This is a genomic window from Eubacterium sp. SB2 (assembly GCF_001244405.1).
GTDB lineage: Bacteria > Bacillota > Clostridia > Lachnospirales > Lachnospiraceae > Faecalicatena > Faecalicatena contortus_B.
Window position 1 is genome coordinate 70,774 of record NZ_LN865153.1, and the last position, 19,723, is coordinate 90,496.

15 protein-coding genes are annotated in these 19,723 nt (G+C 49.7%); 6 read left to right on the plus strand and 9 right to left on the minus strand.

All coding sequences use genetic code 11. The features are described 5' to 3' along the window. Window positions 1–188: 188 nt before the first annotated feature. Both uvrB and uvrA read left to right on the plus strand, forming a co-directional pair. Window positions 189–2,177, plus strand: a complete 1,989-nt coding sequence (uvrB, locus tag BN1938_RS12530; RefSeq protein WP_050640945.1) for an excinuclease ABC subunit UvrB — start codon at window positions 189–191, stop codon at window positions 2,175–2,177. Window positions 2,178–2,220: 43 nt separating this feature from the next. Then, window positions 2,221–5,067, plus strand: coding sequence for an excinuclease ABC subunit UvrA (gene uvrA / locus BN1938_RS12535; protein WP_050640946.1), 2,847 nt, complete (start codon window positions 2,221–2,223; stop codon window positions 5,065–5,067). Window positions 5,068–5,531: 464 nt separating this feature from the next. Here uvrA and BN1938_RS12545 read toward each other — a convergent pair whose 3' ends face one another. Then, a complete protein-coding gene (locus BN1938_RS12545; RefSeq protein WP_025655649.1) occupies window positions 5,532–5,849 on the minus strand; it encodes a DUF6951 family protein in 318 nt (105 codons plus the stop codon). A 241-nt stretch (window positions 5,850–6,090) separates the two neighbouring features. Here BN1938_RS12545 and BN1938_RS12550 point away from each other — a divergent pair, with 241 nt between their 5' ends. Beyond that, window positions 6,091–7,467: an MATE family efflux transporter gene (locus BN1938_RS12550; protein WP_050640948.1), complete on the plus strand. Its 1,377-nt coding sequence runs from the start codon at window positions 6,091–6,093 to the stop codon at window positions 7,465–7,467. Window positions 7,468–7,543: 76 nt separating this feature from the next. Continuing rightward, the gene (locus BN1938_RS12555) at window positions 7,544–8,029 is read left to right on the plus strand and encodes a hypothetical protein (RefSeq protein ID WP_050640949.1); all 486 of its coding nucleotides are present in this window, start codon (window positions 7,544–7,546) and stop codon (window positions 8,027–8,029) included. Window positions 8,030–8,421: 392 nt separating this feature from the next. On the opposite strand, the gene ytvI is transcribed toward BN1938_RS12555, so the two are convergent. The 7 genes from ytvI to BN1938_RS12590 all read right to left on the minus strand — a co-directional run bounded on the left by ytvI (window position 8,422) and on the right by BN1938_RS12590 (window position 16,628). Then, window positions 8,422–9,540 (minus strand): sporulation integral membrane protein YtvI, encoded by a 1,119-nt coding sequence (gene ytvI, locus BN1938_RS12560; RefSeq protein ID WP_050640950.1) that lies wholly within the window; start codon window positions 9,538–9,540, stop codon window positions 8,422–8,424. Between the two features lie 2 nt (window positions 9,541–9,542). Then, a complete protein-coding gene (gene yihA / locus BN1938_RS12565) occupies window positions 9,543–10,145 on the minus strand; it encodes a ribosome biogenesis GTP-binding protein YihA/YsxC (protein ID WP_050640951.1) in 603 nt (200 codons plus the stop codon). Window positions 10,146–10,147: 2 nt separating this feature from the next. Beyond that, window positions 10,148–12,499: an endopeptidase La gene (lon, locus tag BN1938_RS12570; RefSeq protein ID WP_050640952.1), complete on the minus strand. Its 2,352-nt coding sequence runs from the start codon at window positions 12,497–12,499 to the stop codon at window positions 10,148–10,150. Window positions 12,500–12,593: 94 nt separating this feature from the next. Continuing rightward, window positions 12,594–13,865, minus strand: a complete 1,272-nt coding sequence (gene clpX, locus BN1938_RS12575; protein WP_050640953.1) for an ATP-dependent Clp protease ATP-binding subunit ClpX — start codon at window positions 13,863–13,865, stop codon at window positions 12,594–12,596. Between the two features lie 24 nt (window positions 13,866–13,889). Beyond that, on the minus strand, window positions 13,890–14,471 hold the full coding sequence (gene clpP, locus BN1938_RS12580) for an ATP-dependent Clp endopeptidase proteolytic subunit ClpP (RefSeq protein WP_025655644.1): 582 nt from the start codon (window positions 14,469–14,471) through the stop codon (window positions 13,890–13,892). A gap of 94 nt (window positions 14,472–14,565) precedes the next feature. Further along, window positions 14,566–15,852: a trigger factor gene (gene tig / locus BN1938_RS12585; protein WP_050640954.1), complete on the minus strand. Its 1,287-nt coding sequence runs from the start codon at window positions 15,850–15,852 to the stop codon at window positions 14,566–14,568. A gap of 227 nt (window positions 15,853–16,079) precedes the next feature. Next, a complete protein-coding gene (locus BN1938_RS12590) occupies window positions 16,080–16,628 on the minus strand; it encodes a DJ-1 family glyoxalase III (RefSeq protein WP_050640955.1) in 549 nt (182 codons plus the stop codon). Between the two features lie 141 nt (window positions 16,629–16,769). Between BN1938_RS12590 and BN1938_RS12595 the strand changes: the two genes are divergently transcribed. Together BN1938_RS12595 and BN1938_RS12600 are read left to right on the plus strand one after the other, a co-directional pair. Further along, window positions 16,770–17,216, plus strand: coding sequence for a CYTH domain-containing protein (locus BN1938_RS12595; RefSeq protein WP_050640956.1), 447 nt, complete (start codon window positions 16,770–16,772; stop codon window positions 17,214–17,216). A 5-nt stretch (window positions 17,217–17,221) separates the two neighbouring features. Beyond that, window positions 17,222–17,716, plus strand: a complete 495-nt coding sequence (locus BN1938_RS12600) for a helix-turn-helix transcriptional regulator (protein WP_242843858.1) — start codon at window positions 17,222–17,224, stop codon at window positions 17,714–17,716. A gap of 776 nt (window positions 17,717–18,492) precedes the next feature. Here the strand turns inward: BN1938_RS12600 and BN1938_RS12605 are convergent. Beyond that, a complete protein-coding gene (locus BN1938_RS12605) occupies window positions 18,493–19,641 on the minus strand; it encodes an aspartate kinase (protein WP_369794800.1) in 1,149 nt (382 codons plus the stop codon). Window positions 19,642–19,723 lie beyond the last annotated feature (82 nt).

The following is a 19,723-nucleotide window of genomic DNA, read 5'->3' on the forward strand; positions in this document are numbered from 1 at the left end:
TTTCCGTGGGCTGGATGCGTAACCGTTCAGTCCGTCCTGAACGGTTACATGGTCTCGCAATTATACAGAACAAACATTCGGTTTTTACTGTACATTTTCCAGAACCTCTGCTATAATCATATCTGACACTATGAAAGTATGAAATTCCCAATTATAGGGAATTGTTTATATATGGAGGTATCGGGTTTATGGATCATTTTGAACTTGTATCGGAATACCAGCCCACGGGTGACCAGCCGCAGGCCATTGCCGAGCTGGTGCGTGGGTTTAAAGAGGGCAATCAATTTGAAACTCTGCTCGGCGTTACCGGTTCCGGTAAGACATTTACCATGGCTAACGTGATTCAGGCGCTGAACAGGCCCACTCTGATCATCGCACACAACAAGACTCTGGCCGCTCAGCTTTACGGGGAATTCAAGGAATTTTTTCCTAAAAATGCGGTCGAATATTTTGTAAGTTACTACGATTATTATCAGCCGGAAGCCTATGTTCCCTCATCGGACACATATATTGCCAAGGATTCGGCGATCAATGACGAGATCGACAAGCTCCGCCTGTCCGCCACCATGGCCCTGGCGGAACGTCGGGATGTGATCATCGTAGCCAGCGTATCCTGTATCTATGGACTGGGAAGCCCGATGGACTACCAGAACATGGTGATTTCACTGCGCCCGGGCATGACGCGGGACAGGGATGAAGTCATGGCAAAGCTCATTGAGATTCAGTATGACAGAAATGAAATGGATTTCCACCGCGGCACCTTCCGGGTGCGGGGTGACGTTCTGGAGGTGATCCCTGCTTACTCCGAGGATACCGCGATCCGCATCGAATGGTTCGGGGATGAGGTGGAGCGGATTACCGAGATTGACGTCCTGACCGGAGAGATCAAGGATGAGCTGAAGCACATCGCAATCTTTCCCGCATCCCATTATGTTGTGGACAAAGAGAATATCGCCCGCGCTGTAACCGCTATTGAGGCAGAGCTGGAGGAGCGCGTTAAGGAATTCAAGCGCCAGGATAAGCTGCTGGAAGCACAGCGGATTGCAGAACGCACAAATTTTGATATCGAGATGCTCAAGGAGACCGGATTCTGTTCCGGCATCGAGAACTACTCCCGCCATCTGTCCGGGCTTGCACCGGGGCAGCCGCCCTACACGCTGATCGACTACTTTCCCGATGATTTTATCATCATGATAGATGAGTCCCACAAGACCATTCCTCAGATCGGCGGCATGTACTCCGGTGACCAGTCGCGCAAGTCTACCCTCGTGGACTTCGGATTCCGGCTGCCGTCGGCAAAGGACAACCGTCCGCTCAATTTTGAGGAATTTGAGAGCAAGATCAATCAGGTTTTATTTGTATCTGCCACACCGAGTGTTTATGAGCAAGAACACGAACTGCTTCGGACAGAGCAGGTTATCCGCCCCACAGGGCTGTTGGATCCCGAGGTTACGGTCCGTCCGGTGGAGGGACAGATCGACGATCTGATCGGCGAAGTGAATAAGGAGATTGCAAAAAAGAATAAGGTTCTGGTAACCACGCTGACAAAAAGAATGGCCGAGGACCTGACCGACTATATGCGTGAGGTGGGCATCCGTGTCAAATACCTGCACTCCGATATCGATACCCTGGAGCGTACTGAGATCATCCGTGATATGCGTCTGGATGTATTTGATGTACTCGTGGGCATCAACCTTCTGAGGGAAGGGCTGGATATTCCCGAGATCACACTGGTGGCGATCCTGGATGCGGATAAAGAAGGGTTCCTGCGTTCCGGCACCTCACTGATCCAGACGATCGGCCGTGCAGCACGTAACGCAGAGGGGCATGTCATTATGTACGCGGATACCATAACAGATTCCATGCGGACAGCTATGGATGAGACACAGCGCCGCCGCGAGATACAGATGAAGTACAATGAGGAGCATGGAATCACACCGCAGACGATCCGTAAATCAGTACGTGATCTGATCAGTATTTCCAAGAAAGTTGCCGCAGAGGAGATGCGGATGGAAAAAGATCCGGAATCCATGAGCCGAAAAGAACTGGAAAAATTAATTGCAGACCTGTCAAAGCAGATGAAAAAGGCTGCTGCTGAACTGAACTTCGAATCCGCTGCTGAACTGAGAGACAAGCTGGTGGAACTCAAAAAAGTCCTGAACGATATGGACGACTGACAGATCATTATAAATACATTAGAAGGAACAGGAAGGATTACACATGGGCAAAAAAATGGACGCCAGAAAATACATTAAGATACGCGGCGCAAATGAAAACAACCTGAAAAATATAGATTTGGACATTCCCAGAAATGAGCTGGTCGTACTGACCGGTCTCAGCGGCTCCGGGAAGTCCTCTCTTGCATTTGATACAATTTACGCGGAAGGCCAGCGCAGATATATGGAATCACTGTCCTCCTATGCAAGGCAATTTCTCGGCCAGATGGAAAAACCGAATGTGGAGAGTATTGAAGGACTCTCTCCTGCAATTTCCATCGACCAGAAATCAACCAATCACAATCCCCGTTCTACAGTCGGAACCGTAACGGAGATCTACGACTATTTCCGACTTCTCTACGCGCGCATCGGTATCCCCCACTGTCCCAAATGCGGCAAAGAGATTATGAAGCAGACCGTGGACCAGATGGTGGATCAGGTCATGAACCTGCCCGAGGGAACAAAAATACAGCTTATGGCCCCGGTGGTCAGGGGCCGAAAGGGAACCCATGCCAAGCTCCTGGAACGTGCAAAAAGGAGCGGCTACGTGCGTGTACGCATCGACGGAAACCTCTATGAATTATCCGAGGAGATTACCTTGGATAAGAATATTAAACATAACATTGAGATAATCGTGGACCGCCTTGTCGTAAAATCCGGTATTGAGAAGCGCCTGACAGATTCTGTGGAAAGCGTACTGAGCCTTGCAGAAGGCCTGCTGACTGTCGATATCATCGGCGGAGAAGCAATGAATTTCAGCCAGAGCTTTGCCTGCCCGGACTGCGGAATCAGCATTGAAGAGATTGAGCCGAGAAGCTTCTCCTTCAACAATCCCTTCGGCGCATGTCCGGTGTGCTTCGGCCTGGGATATAAGATGGAATTTTCTGAGGACCTGATCATCCCCAATCCATCGCTCAGTATCAGCGAGGGGGCCATCACAGTCATCGGCTGGCAGTCCTGTACGGACAAATCCAGTTTTACCAGAGCGATTCTGGATGCGCTCTGCAAAGAATATAAGTTTGATCTGGATACTCCCTTTGAAAAGTATCCAAAGAAAGTGCATGACATCCTAATCCACGGAACAAACGGAAAATCTGTAAAGGTATATTATAAAGGGCAGCGCGGAGAAGGCGTCTACGATGTGGCCTTTGAAGGACTTCTGAAAAATGTGGAGCGCCGTTACCGCGAAACGGGATCCGACTCTATGAAGGCAGAGTATGAAACCTTTATGAATATTACCCCCTGCTCCGAGTGCGGAGGGCAGCGTCTGAAAAGGGGGGCTCTGGCCGTTACTGTAGGCGGTCAGAATATCGCCGCCGTTACCGCTCTGTCCATCAATAAACTGCAGAAGTTCCTTCAGGAGCTGCAGCTCACCGAGACACAGCTGCTGATCGGCGGGCAGATACTGAAGGAAATCAAGGCCCGGATCCAGTTTCTGATGGATGTGGGGCTGGATTATCTGACACTGGCAAGGGCAACCGCCACTTTATCCGGCGGAGAGGCCCAGAGGATCCGCCTGGCTACCCAGATCGGCTCCGGCCTGGTAGGCGTCGCCTACATTCTGGATGAGCCAAGCATCGGGCTGCATCAGCGGGACAACGATAAGCTTCTCGGCACACTGAAGCACCTCAGGGATCTGGGCAACACTCTAATTGTCGTAGAGCACGATGAAGACACCATGCTGGCTGCCGACTGCATCGTGGACATCGGCCCAGGCGCAGGCGAACACGGCGGAGAAGTGATCGCCGTCGGAACCGCACAGGAAATCATGAAAAACAAGAACTCCATCACCGGAGCCTATCTGAGCGGCAAGATCAAAATACCGATTCCCGAAAAAAGAGAACAGCCTGCCGGATACCTCAGAATTATCGGTGCACAGCAGAATAACCTGAAAAATATTGATGTAGACATTCCACTTGGAATTATGACATGTGTGACCGGTGTTTCCGGTTCGGGTAAGAGTTCTCTTGTGAACGAAATCCTTTATAAAAAATTGGCAAAGGAACTCAACCGTGCAAGGACAATCCCGGGGAAACACAAGCGCATCGAAGGATTGGATCAGGTCGATAAAGTAATCGACATCGATCAGTCCCCGATCGGACGTACTCCCCGTTCCAATCCTGCAACTTATACCGGAGTCTTCGATCTGATCCGAGATCTGTTTGCTTCAACCCCCGATGCCAAGGCGCGCGGCTACAAAAAGGGGCGTTTCAGCTTCAACGTCAAGGGCGGACGCTGTGAGGCCTGCAGCGGCGATGGGATCCTGAAGATCGAGATGCATTTCCTTCCGGACGTATACGTTCCCTGCGAAGTTTGCGGCGGCAAGCGCTACAACCGCGAGACTCTGGAAGTTAAATATAAAGGAAAGACCATCTATGACGTCCTCAATATGACCGTAGAGGAAGCCCTGCAGTTCTTCGAGCATGTTCCAAGCATCCGTAGAAAGATGGAGACCCTCAACGATGTGGGCCTTTCCTACATCCGCCTGGGACAGCCTTCAACGGAATTATCGGGCGGCGAAGCCCAGCGGATTAAACTGGCGTCCGAACTGAGCAGACGCAGCACAGGAAAGACAGTCTACATCCTGGACGAACCAACAACCGGCCTCCACTTTGCCGATGTCCACAAACTGACAGAAATCCTAAGGCGGCTCTCCGGTGACGGCAACACCGTCATCGTAATCGAACACAACCTGGATGTCATCAAAACTGCCGATTATATCATCGATATAGGACCGGAAGGGGGCGACAAAGGCGGAACCGTAGTCGCAACCGGAACACCGGAAGAAATCGCTGAGAATCCGCAATCCTACACAGGTAAATATATCAAAGGAGTGCTGAATCGGGATTGAGGGATTGCGGTAAAGGGGCCGCAGACGGGAAAGGCGGCTGGGAATGGGTCTACGGATATATAATCTATAGGTTATTATCACTTTATTGTATGTTTCTTACCGAGCATTCAGGCAACATCCGCTGCTCCCGTTCTGATTTTCTCCCGAGGAGGGATGATTTTCCGACCGGCCGGATGCACCAGCTGTCTGGAATCGCGGCAGTCCTCTTCGGGATGCTTCTTTGCGGTGTTACAGCCGCTACATCAAAATGAAAGCCAGCATATGGACTAATCGCAGGACTTCCAGTCCTGCGATTAAGCCGACTCAAGCGGGTATGCATCGGCATACCCGTGTTTGTCGGCGGTGTCCATCATGCTGGCTTTCATTTTGATTAGCGGCTGTTACGCCGCAAAGCCGCATCCCAAAGAGGACTGCCGCGATTCCAGACAGCGTCCCCCCCATCCGTTCGTTAAAAACCTCACTCCCTAAACAAATGTGATTGATGCGTCTTTTGGGAGTGCCAGTTTACATTCTACTTCGATGCATTTGATGATTCCTGCTATGGCAGGACAAGATGCATGGCCCGGAAGTTTTTCTGCTGCATAATCGTAGAGCGGGCCGGTCCCTGGTTTTCCAAGACAGACTTCGTAGGCGTCCCATGTATCACCTAATTCTTCTGTCATTTTATTGATGGATTCGCAGCCAGATGTAATCTTTACCTGTACTTCCATCCCGTCCTCTGAAGTTGCTTCTACCTGTGTGTCAAGTCCGCATGGGCCTGGCTGAATTAATACCTTTGTCATAGTAACGCCTCCATTTTCTTTATATGTAATTGTAATACAACTATTATAGGCCTGGAATCACCGGGAAGTCAATTCTTATTATGGTTCATGGGAAGGGGAATTTGCTTCCTGGTTTTCCCCTGTCATATCGTATCATTCCATGTTATAATATTACCGCTGTTTATAACTCTTCAGAAGTACAAACGGTACTGCTGTATTTATTTTAAATATAATTAACTGCTTAGTTAGGGGAATTCATAGAATGAAAAAAGGAATTGACTTGTTAAATGGCCCCATAGCCGGGTCGCTGGCCAGACTGGCCCTTCCCATTATGGGGACTTCGCTGATTCAGATGGCCTATAATCTGACCGATATGCTCTGGATCGGACGGATTGGCAGTAATGCCGTGGCAGCCGTTGGGGCGGCCGGCATGTATATCTGGCTTTCCGCCGGATTTACCATGCTTGCAAGGATGGGGGGACAGGTGCTTACGGCCCAGTCTCTGGGCGCCGGAAAAGAGGAAAAGGCGGTACAGTATGCCACTGCTTCCCTGCAGATGGGACTGCTCTTCGGACTTCTCTACGGCGTGATATCCGTGATATTTAATAGACCACTGATTGGCTTTTTCCGCCTCAACAGCCCGGAAGTGATTCTGGATGCCCGCTGGTACCTGGCGGTCACCTGTGGAGGAATTGTATTTAACTTTATCAATCAGATTCTCACAGGGCTTCTGACGGCCATGGGAAACAGTATGATCACATTCTGGTCCACAACGATCGGGCTTGTGATCAATCTGGTCCTAGACCCGGTTCTGATATTCGGGCCTGGGCCGCTGCCCCGTCTCGGCGTTAAGGGGGCCGCTGCAGCTACTGTTTTTGCACAGATAATGGTGTTCTCAATCTATCTCCTGCGTATACGGAGGGATGCTCTGATCTTTTCAAAAGTCCGTATTCTGCAGCGGCCTGCCGTAAACCGCATGAAGGAAATTCTGCTTGTGGGTCTTCCCGCTTCCGTCCAGAATTTGATTTTCACCGGCATCTCCATGCTGATTGCGAGAATGATCGCAGGCTGGGGCGATGCAGCCGTTGCAGTCCAGAAAGTCGGCAGCCAGATCGAATCCATCTCCTGGATGACCGCGGAGGGATTTGGCAGTGCAGTCAATGCATTTACCGCGCAGAATTATGGCGCCGGCAAAAACGACCGTGTCAGAAAAGGCTACTTCAGCGCACTCAAAATCATGTGCACCTGGGGTCTTTTTACGACGCTTGCGCTCCTTCTTTTCCCGGAAATCCTGTTCCGCGTCTTCATCCCGGAAGCAGACATCCTCCCAATGGGCACAGACTACCTGCGCATTCTGGCTGTCTCACAGCTTTTTATGTGCACAGAGGCCGCATCCGCCGGAGCATTCCAGGGACTAGGCAGAACACTGCCGCCATCTCTGATCGGAATCATATTCAACACACTTCGGATTCCACTGGCAGCCGTCCTCTCGGCCAGCCTGCTGAAACTCAATGGAATCTGGTGGAGTATCAGCATCTCCAGCGTCCTGAAAGGCATCATTCTGCCCATCTGGCTGATGCTCTGCATGTACAGCCTGCACCACGTAAAAAAGAGCGGAAAACGCCGAAACGGCTTGTAAAACCATCTGCTTCCCGTCACACTCTCCTGTCTTATCAATATACTGATTATATAAGAAAGAGAAGGAGTGTATCAATATGAGACCAAATTGTTGTCCACCGCCAATTCCACCATGTCCGCCCGAACCGCCCGGGGAAAGTATCAATTTTTATGCCCAGTACGGCGTACAGTCCAGTCCGCCGTCAGGTTCAAACCTGCCTCTGATCCCCATTTTCCAGGAGGGCACTCAGATACACCTAAACGGAAACACCGAAATCATTCTGCCCCCCGGCTATCTATACCTAATAAACTATCTGCTCCTGGCCACCACAGAGCCAGACAATTACATGCAGATCGTTCCCAGAATCAACGGAACCCTGCAGCTGCTTTATTCCTTCCTTGCCCCCGCAGGCAGCGGCTCCCGCAACACCTCCGCCGCCGGAAGCTTCACCACCAACGCAGCAGCAGCCGAAGAAGCCCGCCTATCCTTCAGCCTGACCTACCCTCCGGAAGTAAGAAACATAGACATCTCCGGAGCCATATCCATAACCCCACTAATAAAAATTTCCACCCAAAGCACCTAATTCTTCAAATACGAGAACATAAAAACAATTTTAACCCCCATCCGTTTAAACCACCTCCTGATCCGTCGCACCGCCTCACCGGATGCGCCCAGCCTGCCAGCGGTTTTGGTATCAGGCACAGGGGAAGTGTGTGCTGGTTTTACAGGCATAGAATAAGCTTAGCGCAGCTAGAGAGAAAACGGCCGGATTTTATGGATGACATTTGATTCACAAAATCAAATGTCATTGAAGGCTGAGCTGCGCTGTCATCAGACAGCGCAGTGAATCCTTCATGTTCCATAAAATCCGGCCGTTTTCTCTCTAGCTGCGCTTAGCGAATGGACAGCCAGTAAAACCAGCACACACTTCCCCTGTGCCTGATACCAAAACCGCTGGCAGGCGGACCTCCACCCCTACTCCCGCAGCCCCAGAACCCCCTCCACGAGTATCTTTACATCATCGAATATATAATCAAAAGCCCCAGCCTGGCACATGTTTATCAGTACCATTCCGACCGGAACCGCCAGGATCAGCCCGAGCACGCTGCTCACCTTGTATCCAATATAGAGCAGCAGCAGCGTCACAAGCGGATTCAGTCCCATGCTGTCTCCTACCAGTTTCGGCTGCAGAAGCTGACGCACCAGCTGGGTGATCACATAGATCACAAGCAGCGCCACCGTCATCTTGTAATCCCCCGTTAGGAGCTTATACAAGGCCCACGGTATCATGGCTGTGCCCGTACCAAAAAAGGGCAGGAAGTCCAGGAATGCGATTAGAAACGCAATCAGAATGGCGTAATGTACACCGAACATCCCCAGTCCTGCAAACAGGATAAGAAATACGATTCCCATGATCTTGAACTGCGCCTTGAAATATCCGCCCACCGCATATTTCAGATTGTCCATGACAAGGCTCATCCGCTTTTCCACCGATGGAGGGGAAACTTTTTTCAGCCATAGGATCACTTCTTCTCTCTGAACCGTGAAAAAATAGGCCGACATCATCGCCACAATAAAGGCTATCAGATAGGACGGCAGACTCTTTGCAAAGTTGCCCGCTGCAGTTACCGTCGGCTGGCTGATCTTAGTCACCAGCTCGCCCATCGACTGATCCAGATTTGCAACAACAGCATTCCAGCCGTTTTGTATCCCCGCAGGAAGCTTCGAGAATACTCCCGACAGTGTGCTCCCAATCTCGCGGAGGCCTTCCTCCAGCTGGGCGTAAAGATCCGGAAAATTTTTAATCAGATCCCCGATCTCCGCAGATACTTTACTGACGGCAAAGTAAATAAGCAGTACGATCAATGCCAGCACTACGATTACAATCAGGGCCGAACCCAGTTTTTTCACAATCTTCAGTCTTTTCTCCAGCCAGTTCACTACGGGCGTGGCAATCGCCGATATGATCCAGCCAATGACAAACGGCATAAAAAATCCGATTGATTTTATTCCAATAAACACAAAAGCCGCTGTCGCCGCAAGACTAAAAACAAGGCTTACAGCGACCTGCCAGTACGGCCGTCTGTTCTCCATATCTACTCCACCTCTGCTCTGTCTAAATACTCGCTTTCTATAAGCTCCCAAATCTCATCTCTGCCCTGTTTTGTGGTTGAGGAGAACGGTATAATCTTCGTCCCTGGAACCAGGTCAAGGCCCTCTCTCACCATTTTCACATGCTTCTGAATCTGGCTTCTCTTTAGTTTATCCAGCTTTGTGGCAATGATGATCGGCTGGAATCCCTGTTCCACGATCCAGCTGTACATCATCTTATCGTTAGCAGAAGGCTCATGCCGGATATCGATCAGCAGAAAAATAGCCTTCAGCTGGGTGGATCCATTCAGATAACGCTCGATCAGCTTTCCCCACTGTACCTTTTCCTTTTCTGAGACTTTTGCGTAACCATAGCCCGGCAGGTCTACAAGATACATCTCTTCGTTGATATTATAAAAATTAATCGTCTGTGTTTTACCCGGTGTAGCGGATATTCTCGCATAGGATTTCCGGTTCATCAGCGCATTGATCAGCGAAGATTTCCCTACATTAGATTTCCCTGCGAACGCGATCTCCGGCTTGTCATTGTCCGGAAGCACGCTTGTGATCCCGCAGACTGTCTCCAAATTAATGCTTTTGATTACCATTTTTATTCTCCTGTCTGCGGTTTATCCCCGCTCGTCTCCCCGGTCAGGGCCGCCTTCAGTACCTCATCCATACTTTCAACGGGCAGGATTTCCAGGCCCTTCGTGATCTCGGTGGAAAGGCCATCCACATCTATTTTATTTTCTTTTGGAATCAGCACCGTCTTGATCCCCGCGTTTTTCGCCGCAAGCAGTTTCTCCTTCAGTCCCCCTATCGGGAGCACCCGGCCGCGCAGCGTCACTTCCCCGGTCATGGCCAGATCTGCGCGGACTTTCTGTTCCGTAATGGCAGAAAGCATAGCCGTTGCCATAGTAATTCCTGCGGAAGGGCCGTCTTTGGGAACCGCCCCCTCCGGAATGTGTACATGGATATCGTGCTTTTCGAAGAAATCCTCTGCAATCTGATACCGCCTGCTGATGGAACGAATATAGCTGATCCCTGTTCGCGCCGATTCCTTCATCACATCACCCAGTTGCCCTGTCAGCATAATCTCGCCATTTCCGGGCATGACGTTCACTTCAATCTGAAGCGTGTCTCCGCCCACACTTGTCCAGGCCAGGCCGCGTACAATACCGATCTCGTCCGAAGCATTTGCCATCTGATACGTATATTTTTCTTTTCCGAGATATTTATGAATATTCTTCTCTGTTATCGTGATCTTATTCTTGTTTACTGTCAGTATTTCCTTGGCAGCCTTTCTGCAGATATTCCCGATCTCCCTCTCCAGCTGTCTGACACCGGCTTCCTTCGTATAGTTGCGTGCCATCTTCCAGATCGCATGCTTACTGAAAGTCAGCTGCTCCTCTTTTAATCCGTGTTTCTCCAGCTGTTTTGGAATCAGATGCTCTATGGCAATGTGGAGCTTCTCATTCTCCGTGTAGCTGCTCACTTCAATCACTTCCATACGGTCCAGAAGCGGCCTTGGTATGGTCTGCAGCGTATTTGCCGTCGTAACAAACAGCACTTCTGACAGATCCATCGGCACCTCCAGATAATGGTCCCTGAACTTGCTGTTCTGCTCGCTGTCCAGTACTTCCAAGAGAGCGGAAAATGTATCCCCCTTATAATCGGTGCTTACCTTGTCGATCTCGTCAAGCAGCATAACCGGATTTTTCACGCCCGCAGTCTTCATCCCATTCGCGATTCTGCCGGGCATGGCTCCCACATATGTCTTTCTATGACCGCGGATCTCGGCCTCATCCCGCACACCGCCCAGGGAAATTCTGACATAAGGCTTTTTCAGCGCTCTTGCAAGGGACTTTGCAATCGAGGTCTTACCGGTTCCCGGGGGGCCCACCAGACACAGAATCGGGCTTTCTCCCTTTTTAGTCAGGGAGCGCACTGCAAGAAATTCCAGCACTCTCTCCTTCACCTGCTCCAGACCATAATGATCCTCATCCAGCACTTTCCGGGCGAATACGATATCTCCGCTGTCTTTTACCGACTTATTCCACGGCATTTCCAGCAGCGTCTCGATGTAGGTCCTGATAACGCCGCTTTCTGCAGGACTGTTCAGGGAACTTTTAAAACGGCTGATTTCCTTCGCCAGCTTCTCTTTCACTTCCTTGGGAGCCTTCAGTCCCTTCGCCGCTTTTTCAAACTCCTCTGCATCCGTGAGGGTTGTATCGTCCCCCAGTTCCTCCCGGATTAGTTTTAACTGTTCCCGGAGAATATATTCCCTTTGGTGTTTATCCACCCGCTCCTTTACTTTCATCTGGATCTCTTCTTTAAGGTTCATGATCTGTATTTCATTCACCAGTTTAAAGGCCAGCGCCTCGTAACGCTTCCAAAAATCGGTTTCATTTAGAATCTCCTGAAGATCTGTATAGAACAGCGGAGTATTGGCCGCGATCTCATCGACCAGCTTTTTCAGCCCCTTGATCTCCAGAACCTGTGCCACTGATTCTTTGGACATCTTCCCGCTCTTTGCAGCAAAGTCCACAAACATATCTTTAAGGCCGCGCTCCATGGCCTGTGCATTCAAATCATCCCTAATCAGCACATCGGATTCGTCCATAACATCCACTTCCGCGCGCAGATAGGGATCCTCGTATTCGATCTTCTGCAGGACGCCTCTCGTCTCCCCGGAAACGAGTACCCGCATGATATGCTTCGGCAGCTTAATAATTTGTTTGATCGTTCCTACGGTTCCTACTTCATAAAGATCCTCCTGCTTTGGATTTTCAGTTTCCAGATCTTTCTGTGTTATCATGAAAATCTTCTGATCTTCTACCATAGCCTCCTGGATCGCCGCTATTGAACGCTGGCGGCTAACATCAAAATGCACCACCATCTCCGGCATGATAGTCATACCACGCAGCGCAACCATCGGAAGGCTCTGTTTTTCACTTTTCATATTATCTCCTCCACCCACAATACTGCCTTATCGGCTTTTTATGTGCATGTGAAAAGGCGGATACATGGTATACCACTGCACCCGCCTGTCTTTCTTATGCACTCTCCGATGCCAGGAACGATCTGCGTTCTTCTCCATCGCATTCATACAATGGTTTTCCCGTCCCTTTCACCACTTCTTTTGTGATACGGCATCCTTTGATCGTATCATCAGACGGCACCTTAAACATGGTGTCCATCATAATATCTTCCATGATCGCCCTAAGGCCTCTGGCTCCCGTCTTTCTTGCAAAAGATGTCTCTGCGATTGCGTAGAGAGCATCCTCATCAAAGTCAAGCCTAACGCCGTCTAATTCCAGCAGCTTCTGATACTGCTTCACAATTGCACTCTTCGGCTCTGTCAGTATCCGGATCAGGGCCTCTTCATCCAGCATATCCAAAGTCACCGTCACAGGCAGACGTCCGACAAGCTCCGGTATAAGGCCAAACTTTACCAGATCCTGCGGCAATACCTGATGCAGCAGCACATCCACATTGTATTCATGCTTGGATGCAATCTCCGCATTGAATCCAATTGACTTCTTATCGATACGGGTCTCGATCATCTTATCGATCCCCTCAAAAGCTCCGCCGCAGATAAACAGGATGTTAGTCGTGTCTATCTGAATCAATTCCTGATGGGGATGTTTTCTCCCACCCTGAGGGGGAACCGATGCAACAGTACCCTCAATTATTTTCAAGAGTGCCTGCTGTACTCCCTCACCGGATACGTCGCGTGTGATGGACGGATTTTCAGATTTTCTTGTAATTTTATCGATCTCATCGATATAGATGATGCCGTGCTCTGCGCGGGCAATGTCTCCGTCTGCAGCCTGAATCACCTTCAGAAGGATATTCTCAACATCCTCTCCCACATAACCGGCCTCAGTCAATGCCGTGGCATCCGCAATAGCAAATGGTACATTCAGAATCTTCGCAAGAGTCTGGGCAAGCAGCGTTTTCCCGCAGCCAGTCGGCCCAAGCATCAGTATATTACTCTTTTGCAGCTCCACTCCTAAATCCTGCTCTGCCATAATCCGCTTGTAATGATTATATACAGCTACTGAAAGGACTTTCTTTGCTTCATCCTGTCCGATTACGTACTCGTCCAGAAATGCCTTTATCTCCTCCGGCGTCAGAAGATTAATATCATCAAACGCTCTTATCTCATCGTATTCGAATTCTTCCTCAATAATCTCGGCACACACGTCAATGCACTCATCACAGATATATGCCCCGTTCGGACCTGCGATCAGCTTACGCACCTGCGCCTGCGTCTTATTACAGAAAGAACATCTAACTGTATCATCGCTTACTTTTCCTGCCATAATGCTTTTCACCTCATATTGCCCTTAATGACTGGCAATTACCTCATCTATTAATCCATACTCCTTAGCCTCCAGAGCCGACATATAATTGTCCCTCTCCGTATCGACCTTGATCACGTCCAGGCTCTGTCCGGTGTTCTCGGCCAGTATCTGGTTCAACTTCTGACGTGTCTTCAGAATATGCTCTGCTACGATCTGAATCTCTGTCGCCTGTCCCTGTGCTCCGCCTGACGGCTGATGAATCATAATCTCGGCGTTAGGAAGCGCAAAGCGTTTGCCCTTCTTGCCGCCTGACAGCAAAAACGCCCCCATGCTTGCCGCCATACCGATACACACGGTAGAAACGTCGCACTTGATGTACTGCATGGTGTCGTAGATTGCCATTCCTGAGGTTACAGAACCGCCAGGGCTGTTGATGTACAGCTGGATATCCTTATCCGGGTCCTCCGCTTCCAAAAAGAGAAGCTCTGCAACAATTACGCTTGCCGACACATCATTTACCTCTTCTCCAAGGAAAATGATTCTTTCTTTTAATAATCTTGAGTATATGTCGTAGGAACGTTCTCCACGGCTCGTCTGCTCAATGACATAAGGTACTAAACTCATTGATGTCCCTCCTAATAATTATTGAATACGGACTGCCCGGATTGTACCGGGCAAGTCACCGGGTTATCTCTGCTCAGCCATAAAGCCCATTGATTTACTCTTCCACAGCAGAAGCTACCAGCAGTTTAATGGCTTCCTGTACGGCAAGGCCATCCTCCATCTGCTTCTTTTCGTTCTCTCCCATGAATCCTCTGAGTTTCTCAACTTCCATCTCATAAGCATCCGCCATCTTCTGCAGTTCTTCCTGCAGACGTTCCTCGGATGTTTCAAGATTCTCAGCTTCTACGATTGCTTCCATAACCAGTTTCGTCTTAATGCGTTTCTCTGCCTCCGGCCTTAATTCCGCAAGCATCCCCTCTTTTGACACACCTGTAAACTGAAGGTACTGCTCCATGCTCAGGCCCTGCTGCTGTATGCGCTGTTCTAATTCTCCCAGGATCTCTCTCATCTTCAACTGGATCATCGCTTCCGGAATGTCCACCTGCGCATTCTCTGCAGCCATATCAATGACTTGATTCTCTTTCTTTTCTTTTCCTTCGCGCTCTTTGCGCTCTTTGATCTTTTTCTTTACTTCTGCCTTATAGTCCTCCAGTGTCTCACACTCGGATACTTCAGAAGCAAACTCATCGTCCAGTTCCGGAAGTTCCTTTGCCTTGATTGCATGTACTGTACATTTAAATACAGCATCTTTTCCGGCAAGTTCTGCTGACTGATATTCCTCCGGGAATGTCACATTGACTTCCATCTCTTTGCCGATCTCAGCGCCGATCAACTGTTCCTCGAATCCCGGGATAAAAGATCCGGATCCGATTACCAGCGGATAATCCTGTGCCTTTCCACCTGGGAATGCCACTCCGTCAACAAATCCTTCAAAATCCAGAGTGATCTGGTCGTTATCTTCCACTGCGCGGTCTGTCACATCAACTGTTCTCGCATTGCGCTCGCGCTCTTTGTCGATCTCTTCATCGATCTCTTTTGCGGTAACCCTGGTAGATATCTTATCTACCTTTAATCCTTTATATTCGCCAAGGGTCACTTCCGGCTTTACTGCTACTTCTGCAGTAAAGATAAATGGCTTTCCCTTTTCCAGCTGTACAACATCGATCTCCGGTGGTGTCACAAGCTCCAGCTCGCACTCATCAAAAGCTTTTGCGTAGGCTTCCTGAACCAGCTTGTTTGCCGCATCATCATAGAACACTTCCGGTCCGTACATCTTCTCAACCATCTGTCTCGGCACTTTTCCTTTGCGGAAACCAGGCATGCTGATCTGATTGCGCTGTTTTAAGTATGATGCCTGGAGAGCCTGCTCCACTTCCTCGGCCGGAACTTCGATTGTAAGTTTCGCCATATTATGTTCTAACTTTTCTACCTGTAAACTCATTTTTTATCTTCCTCCTTGATTCGTACCATTCGTCATGCAGTTTTGTATCAGTCAGGCGGTTCCGCCTTTCGGTTCACACCCTTCGGACGTGCACAGTCACGGTTCCGTACCTGATAATATACATTCACAGTCATTAAAGGAGTATAGCACATTCGTCAGTAAATTTCCAGTACTTTTTACTCGTTATTCCTTATTTTTAGGGGTTTTTTAAGCCTTTCGGACACTTTTTATCCAAATATGATTGACGCTCTGACTTCGTCTGACTTTTCAGCCCCGTACAGTATGGAAATCAATTCCAGAGAAAATGAAATTGCAGTACCCATTCCACGGCTTGTTATGATGTTTCCATCCACTGCCACAGGCGTCCGTACCACTTCCGCGCCGGTCAGTTCCTTCTCTTTTGAGGGGTAGGAACATGCCCTGCGTCCTTTCAGAAATCCAAGTCCTCCCAAAATACTCGGCGCCGCACAGATTGCCGCAATATATTTTTCTCTGCCGTAAAAGTCCTTTAGAAGCCCATTCAGCCCCGGATGTTCCTGGAGATGCACTGTCCCCGGCATGCCTCCCGGCAGTACCAGCATATCTGTCCCGGCGAAGTCTGCCTCCTCAAACAGCGTATCCGCCTCCACCTTGATTCCGTGGGCGCCGCTGATCACAGAGCGTCCGGTTACGGATACTGTTTCGACGGCAGCCCCCGCCCTCCGGAGCAGATCCACAACGGTGAGTCCCTCGATTTCTTCAAAGCCGTCCGCCAGAAATACTTTCACATCCTTCATCACTGATTCCTCCTTCAAATTACGCTTTACTGTCTGCATTTTCAGCACAATTTCAGTGTATCAAATGAAGTCAGGAAATGCAATGGTTTACAATTTATACGCGCAGTATTATGATAATAAAAAAATGATAAGGAGCACTTTATGGAAATCGAACGCAAATATCTGATCGATAAAGACAACATTCCCTGCTGCCTGGAAGAATATCCAAGCCGGCAGATCGAGCAGGGCTATCTCTGCACAGAACCCGTGGTGCGCATCCGGAGAGACAACGAAGAATATGTACTCACCTACAAATCAAAAGGGCTGATGGTACGCGAGGAATACAACCTCCCCCTGACGTCAGAGGCCTATCAGCACCTGAAAGCAAAAATAGACGGACGGCTGATCCGTAAGACACGCTATATGCTGCCGCTGGACAACGGACTTACCATTGAGCTGGATCTTTTTCACGGCGATCTGGCGCCGCTGATTCTGGCTGAAGTTGAATTTCCGGATAAGGAAACCGCCGTCTCCTTCCAGGCGCCATCCTGGTTCGGCGAGGATGTCACCTTCTCCTCCAGGTACCACAACAGCACATTAAGCAGATAAAACAGGTGGCAACGAAAAGTTGCTTTTCACATCAAATATACGTTTCGTGGCAACAATATCTATTTGCAGGAAAAATTGCTATAATTTATGAAGATTTCAATTTCCCTGTGAATGGAGGTGTCGCATTGGCCAATATACAACTGGTTAAAAACTTGAAGCGTTACAGAACGGCCCGCAAATTGACTCAAAAAGAACTTGGTAAAATGCTGAACATCTCCCGGCAGGCATATTCAAATTATGAAACCGGCAAAAGAACGCCGGATTTAGATCTGCTCCTTAAAATCGCACAGATTTATAACATCACACTGGACGATCTGATTAAACATCCCTACAGGGCAGACGGCATAATCCATGAAGATAAAGGACCGTTTCGACCAGGAATAGAACTCCTGACTGGTAACACCATATATCTTTCAGAAGAAGAGGTCGCAATTGTCCTGGGCGTTCGGAATGCAGGTGAAGACGTAAAAACAGTAATCAAAAGGCTGCTTGCTGAATAGTGGAGGGTATGCGGACGCCGGAGGAGATGGGAATATGGCCTGGCTGAGGGCTACCGGCGGCGGTAAGCGCCCCTAATCAAAAAGAGCATTGAAATATTGGACACCGCTGACATTCGCGTGAATGTCGATGCATTCACACTGCAGGTCAGCTCGCCTGCAGGGCTTGTGGCCCTGCAGGCGGTCCATATTTCAATGCTCTTTTTGATGAAGGGGCGCTAACCGCCGCCTATATGCCCTCAGCCAGGCCATATTCCCATCTCCTCCGGCTGGTTCATCATATCAGTACAACTCTATTCCCCGAGAGGGACTTCAGGACGGGAGCTGCGGATGTGAAACGGCGGCGCGGTAAGGGCAGCCCATCGGAGATAATGGAAAGTCCTGCAATCGTATCCTAAACGACTTGACATTCTGCTCTTACTCCAGCCATATCCACTACACAATCCCAGTCCCATACGCCTCTCCCAAAAAGGCCCCCATTCGAACCTCCCCTTTGATGCGCCCAGCTTTCCTGACCAGGAAGAAGTCCGGCCCGTGTGTGTGCGGTGCTGTGCGGGAGGACGGATGAGGACGGAGGGCGTGTCTGCCGTTTTTACCGGCATAGAGCGCGCATACCAGCAGTTAGAAGAAAAGCAGAGAATTGCAGGGAACTGCTGGTATGCGCGCTCTATGCCGGTAAAAACGGCAGACACGCCCTCCGTCCTCATCCGTCCTCCCGCACAGCACCGCACACACACGGGCCGGACTTCTTCCTGGTCAGGAAAGCGCCCCTTTCGATCTTACTCCGCCAGTCCGAATCTGTCGTGTACTGCTATCATGGCTCTTTCTACGTCGTTTTCTTCGATCAGCACGGTGATCCGCACTTCGGACGTGGATATCATGTTGATATTTACACCTGCGTTGAACAGCGCCTCGAACATTTTTGCTGCCACACCCGGGTTGCTCATCATGCCCGCACCGACGATGGAGATTTTGGCCACGTTGTCTTTGTGTTCGATGGCCTGGATCGTTAACTCTTCTTTATTGTCACTCAAGATACTAAGCGTTTCTTCCAGGTCGTCCTGTGCAACGGTAAAGGAGATGTCTTTTGTCCCCTCACGTCCTACAGACTGAAGGATGATATCCACATTGATCCCCTTCCTTGCCAGTGTGTTGAATATTTTAAATGCCACGCCGGGCTTATCGTCTACACCGATCACGGAAACTCTGGATGTATTTTTGTCGGAAGCAACTCCGCTGATTAACATTTTCTCCAATTTCACTACCTCCTTGACTACCGTTCCTTCATTTCTGTTCAGACTGGAACGTACGACCAGCTGTACACCGTATTTTTTGGCCATCTCCACGGAACGGTTGTGGAGCACTCTCGCCCCCAGTGACGCGAGCTCCAGCATCTCATCATAACTGATGGCATCCAGTTTCCTCGCATTCGGCACGATCCGCGGATCGGCAGTGTATACGCCGTCCACATCCGTATAGATCTCGCAGGCATCCGCGTGAAGTGCAGCCGCAATGGCTACCGCGGTGGTGTCTGAACCGCCTCTGCCAAGTGTTGCATAATCCTCGTATTTATTCACGCCCTGAAAGCCTGTGACAACCACTATTTTTCTGGAATCCAGTTCGTGGCGTATTCTTTCGGATTCTACCCGTTTAAACCTGGCATTGCCGTAAGCAGATGTGCAGTGCATCCGTACTTGGAATGCATTCAGTGAGACGGCCGGCACTCCCAGCGAGTTGACGGCCATGGCCAGTAGCGACGCTGAGACCTGCTCTCCCGTTGTAAGCAGCATATCCATCTCTCTTTTCGACGGTTCTGCAGTGATTAACTTTGCTTTTTCTATGAGTTCATCCGTTGTGTCCCCCATTGCAGACAAGACAACGATCACGTCGTTTCCTTTTCTGTATTCTTCAATACAGCGCTCAGCCACGCGGAAAATGCATTCCCTGTCCGCAACTGAACTTCCCCCAAATTTTTTAACTATCAGCATGTTGTCCTCCTGGTTTCTGACC

Coding starts and splice junctions, on each gene's coding strand:
- uvrB (WP_050640945.1), top strand. CDS start 189: ATGGATCATTTTGAACTTGTATCGGAATACCAGCCCACGGGTGACCAG.
- uvrA (WP_050640946.1), top strand. CDS start 2,221: ATGGGCAAAAAAATGGACGCCAGAAAATACATTAAGATACGCGGCGCA.
- BN1938_RS12545 (WP_025655649.1), bottom strand. CDS start 5,849: ATGACAAAGGTATTAATTCAGCCAGGCCCATGCGGACTTGACACACAG.
- BN1938_RS12550 (WP_050640948.1), top strand. CDS start 6,091: ATGAAAAAAGGAATTGACTTGTTAAATGGCCCCATAGCCGGGTCGCTG.
- BN1938_RS12555 (WP_050640949.1), top strand. CDS start 7,544: ATGAGACCAAATTGTTGTCCACCGCCAATTCCACCATGTCCGCCCGAA.
- ytvI (WP_050640950.1), bottom strand. CDS start 9,540: ATGGAGAACAGACGGCCGTACTGGCAGGTCGCTGTAAGCCTTGTTTTT.
- yihA (WP_050640951.1), bottom strand. CDS start 10,145: ATGGTAATCAAAAGCATTAATTTGGAGACAGTCTGCGGGATCACAAGC.
- lon (WP_050640952.1), bottom strand. CDS start 12,499: ATGAAAAGTGAAAAACAGAGCCTTCCGATGGTTGCGCTGCGTGGTATG.
- clpX (WP_050640953.1), bottom strand. CDS start 13,865: ATGGCAGGAAAAGTAAGCGATGATACAGTTAGATGTTCTTTCTGTAAT.
- clpP (WP_025655644.1), bottom strand. CDS start 14,471: ATGAGTTTAGTACCTTATGTCATTGAGCAGACGAGCCGTGGAGAACGT.
- tig (WP_050640954.1), bottom strand. CDS start 15,852: ATGAGTTTACAGGTAGAAAAGTTAGAACATAATATGGCGAAACTTACA.
- BN1938_RS12590 (WP_050640955.1), bottom strand. CDS start 16,628: ATGAAGGATGTGAAAGTATTTCTGGCGGACGGCTTTGAAGAAATCGAG.
- BN1938_RS12595 (WP_050640956.1), top strand. CDS start 16,770: ATGGAAATCGAACGCAAATATCTGATCGATAAAGACAACATTCCCTGC.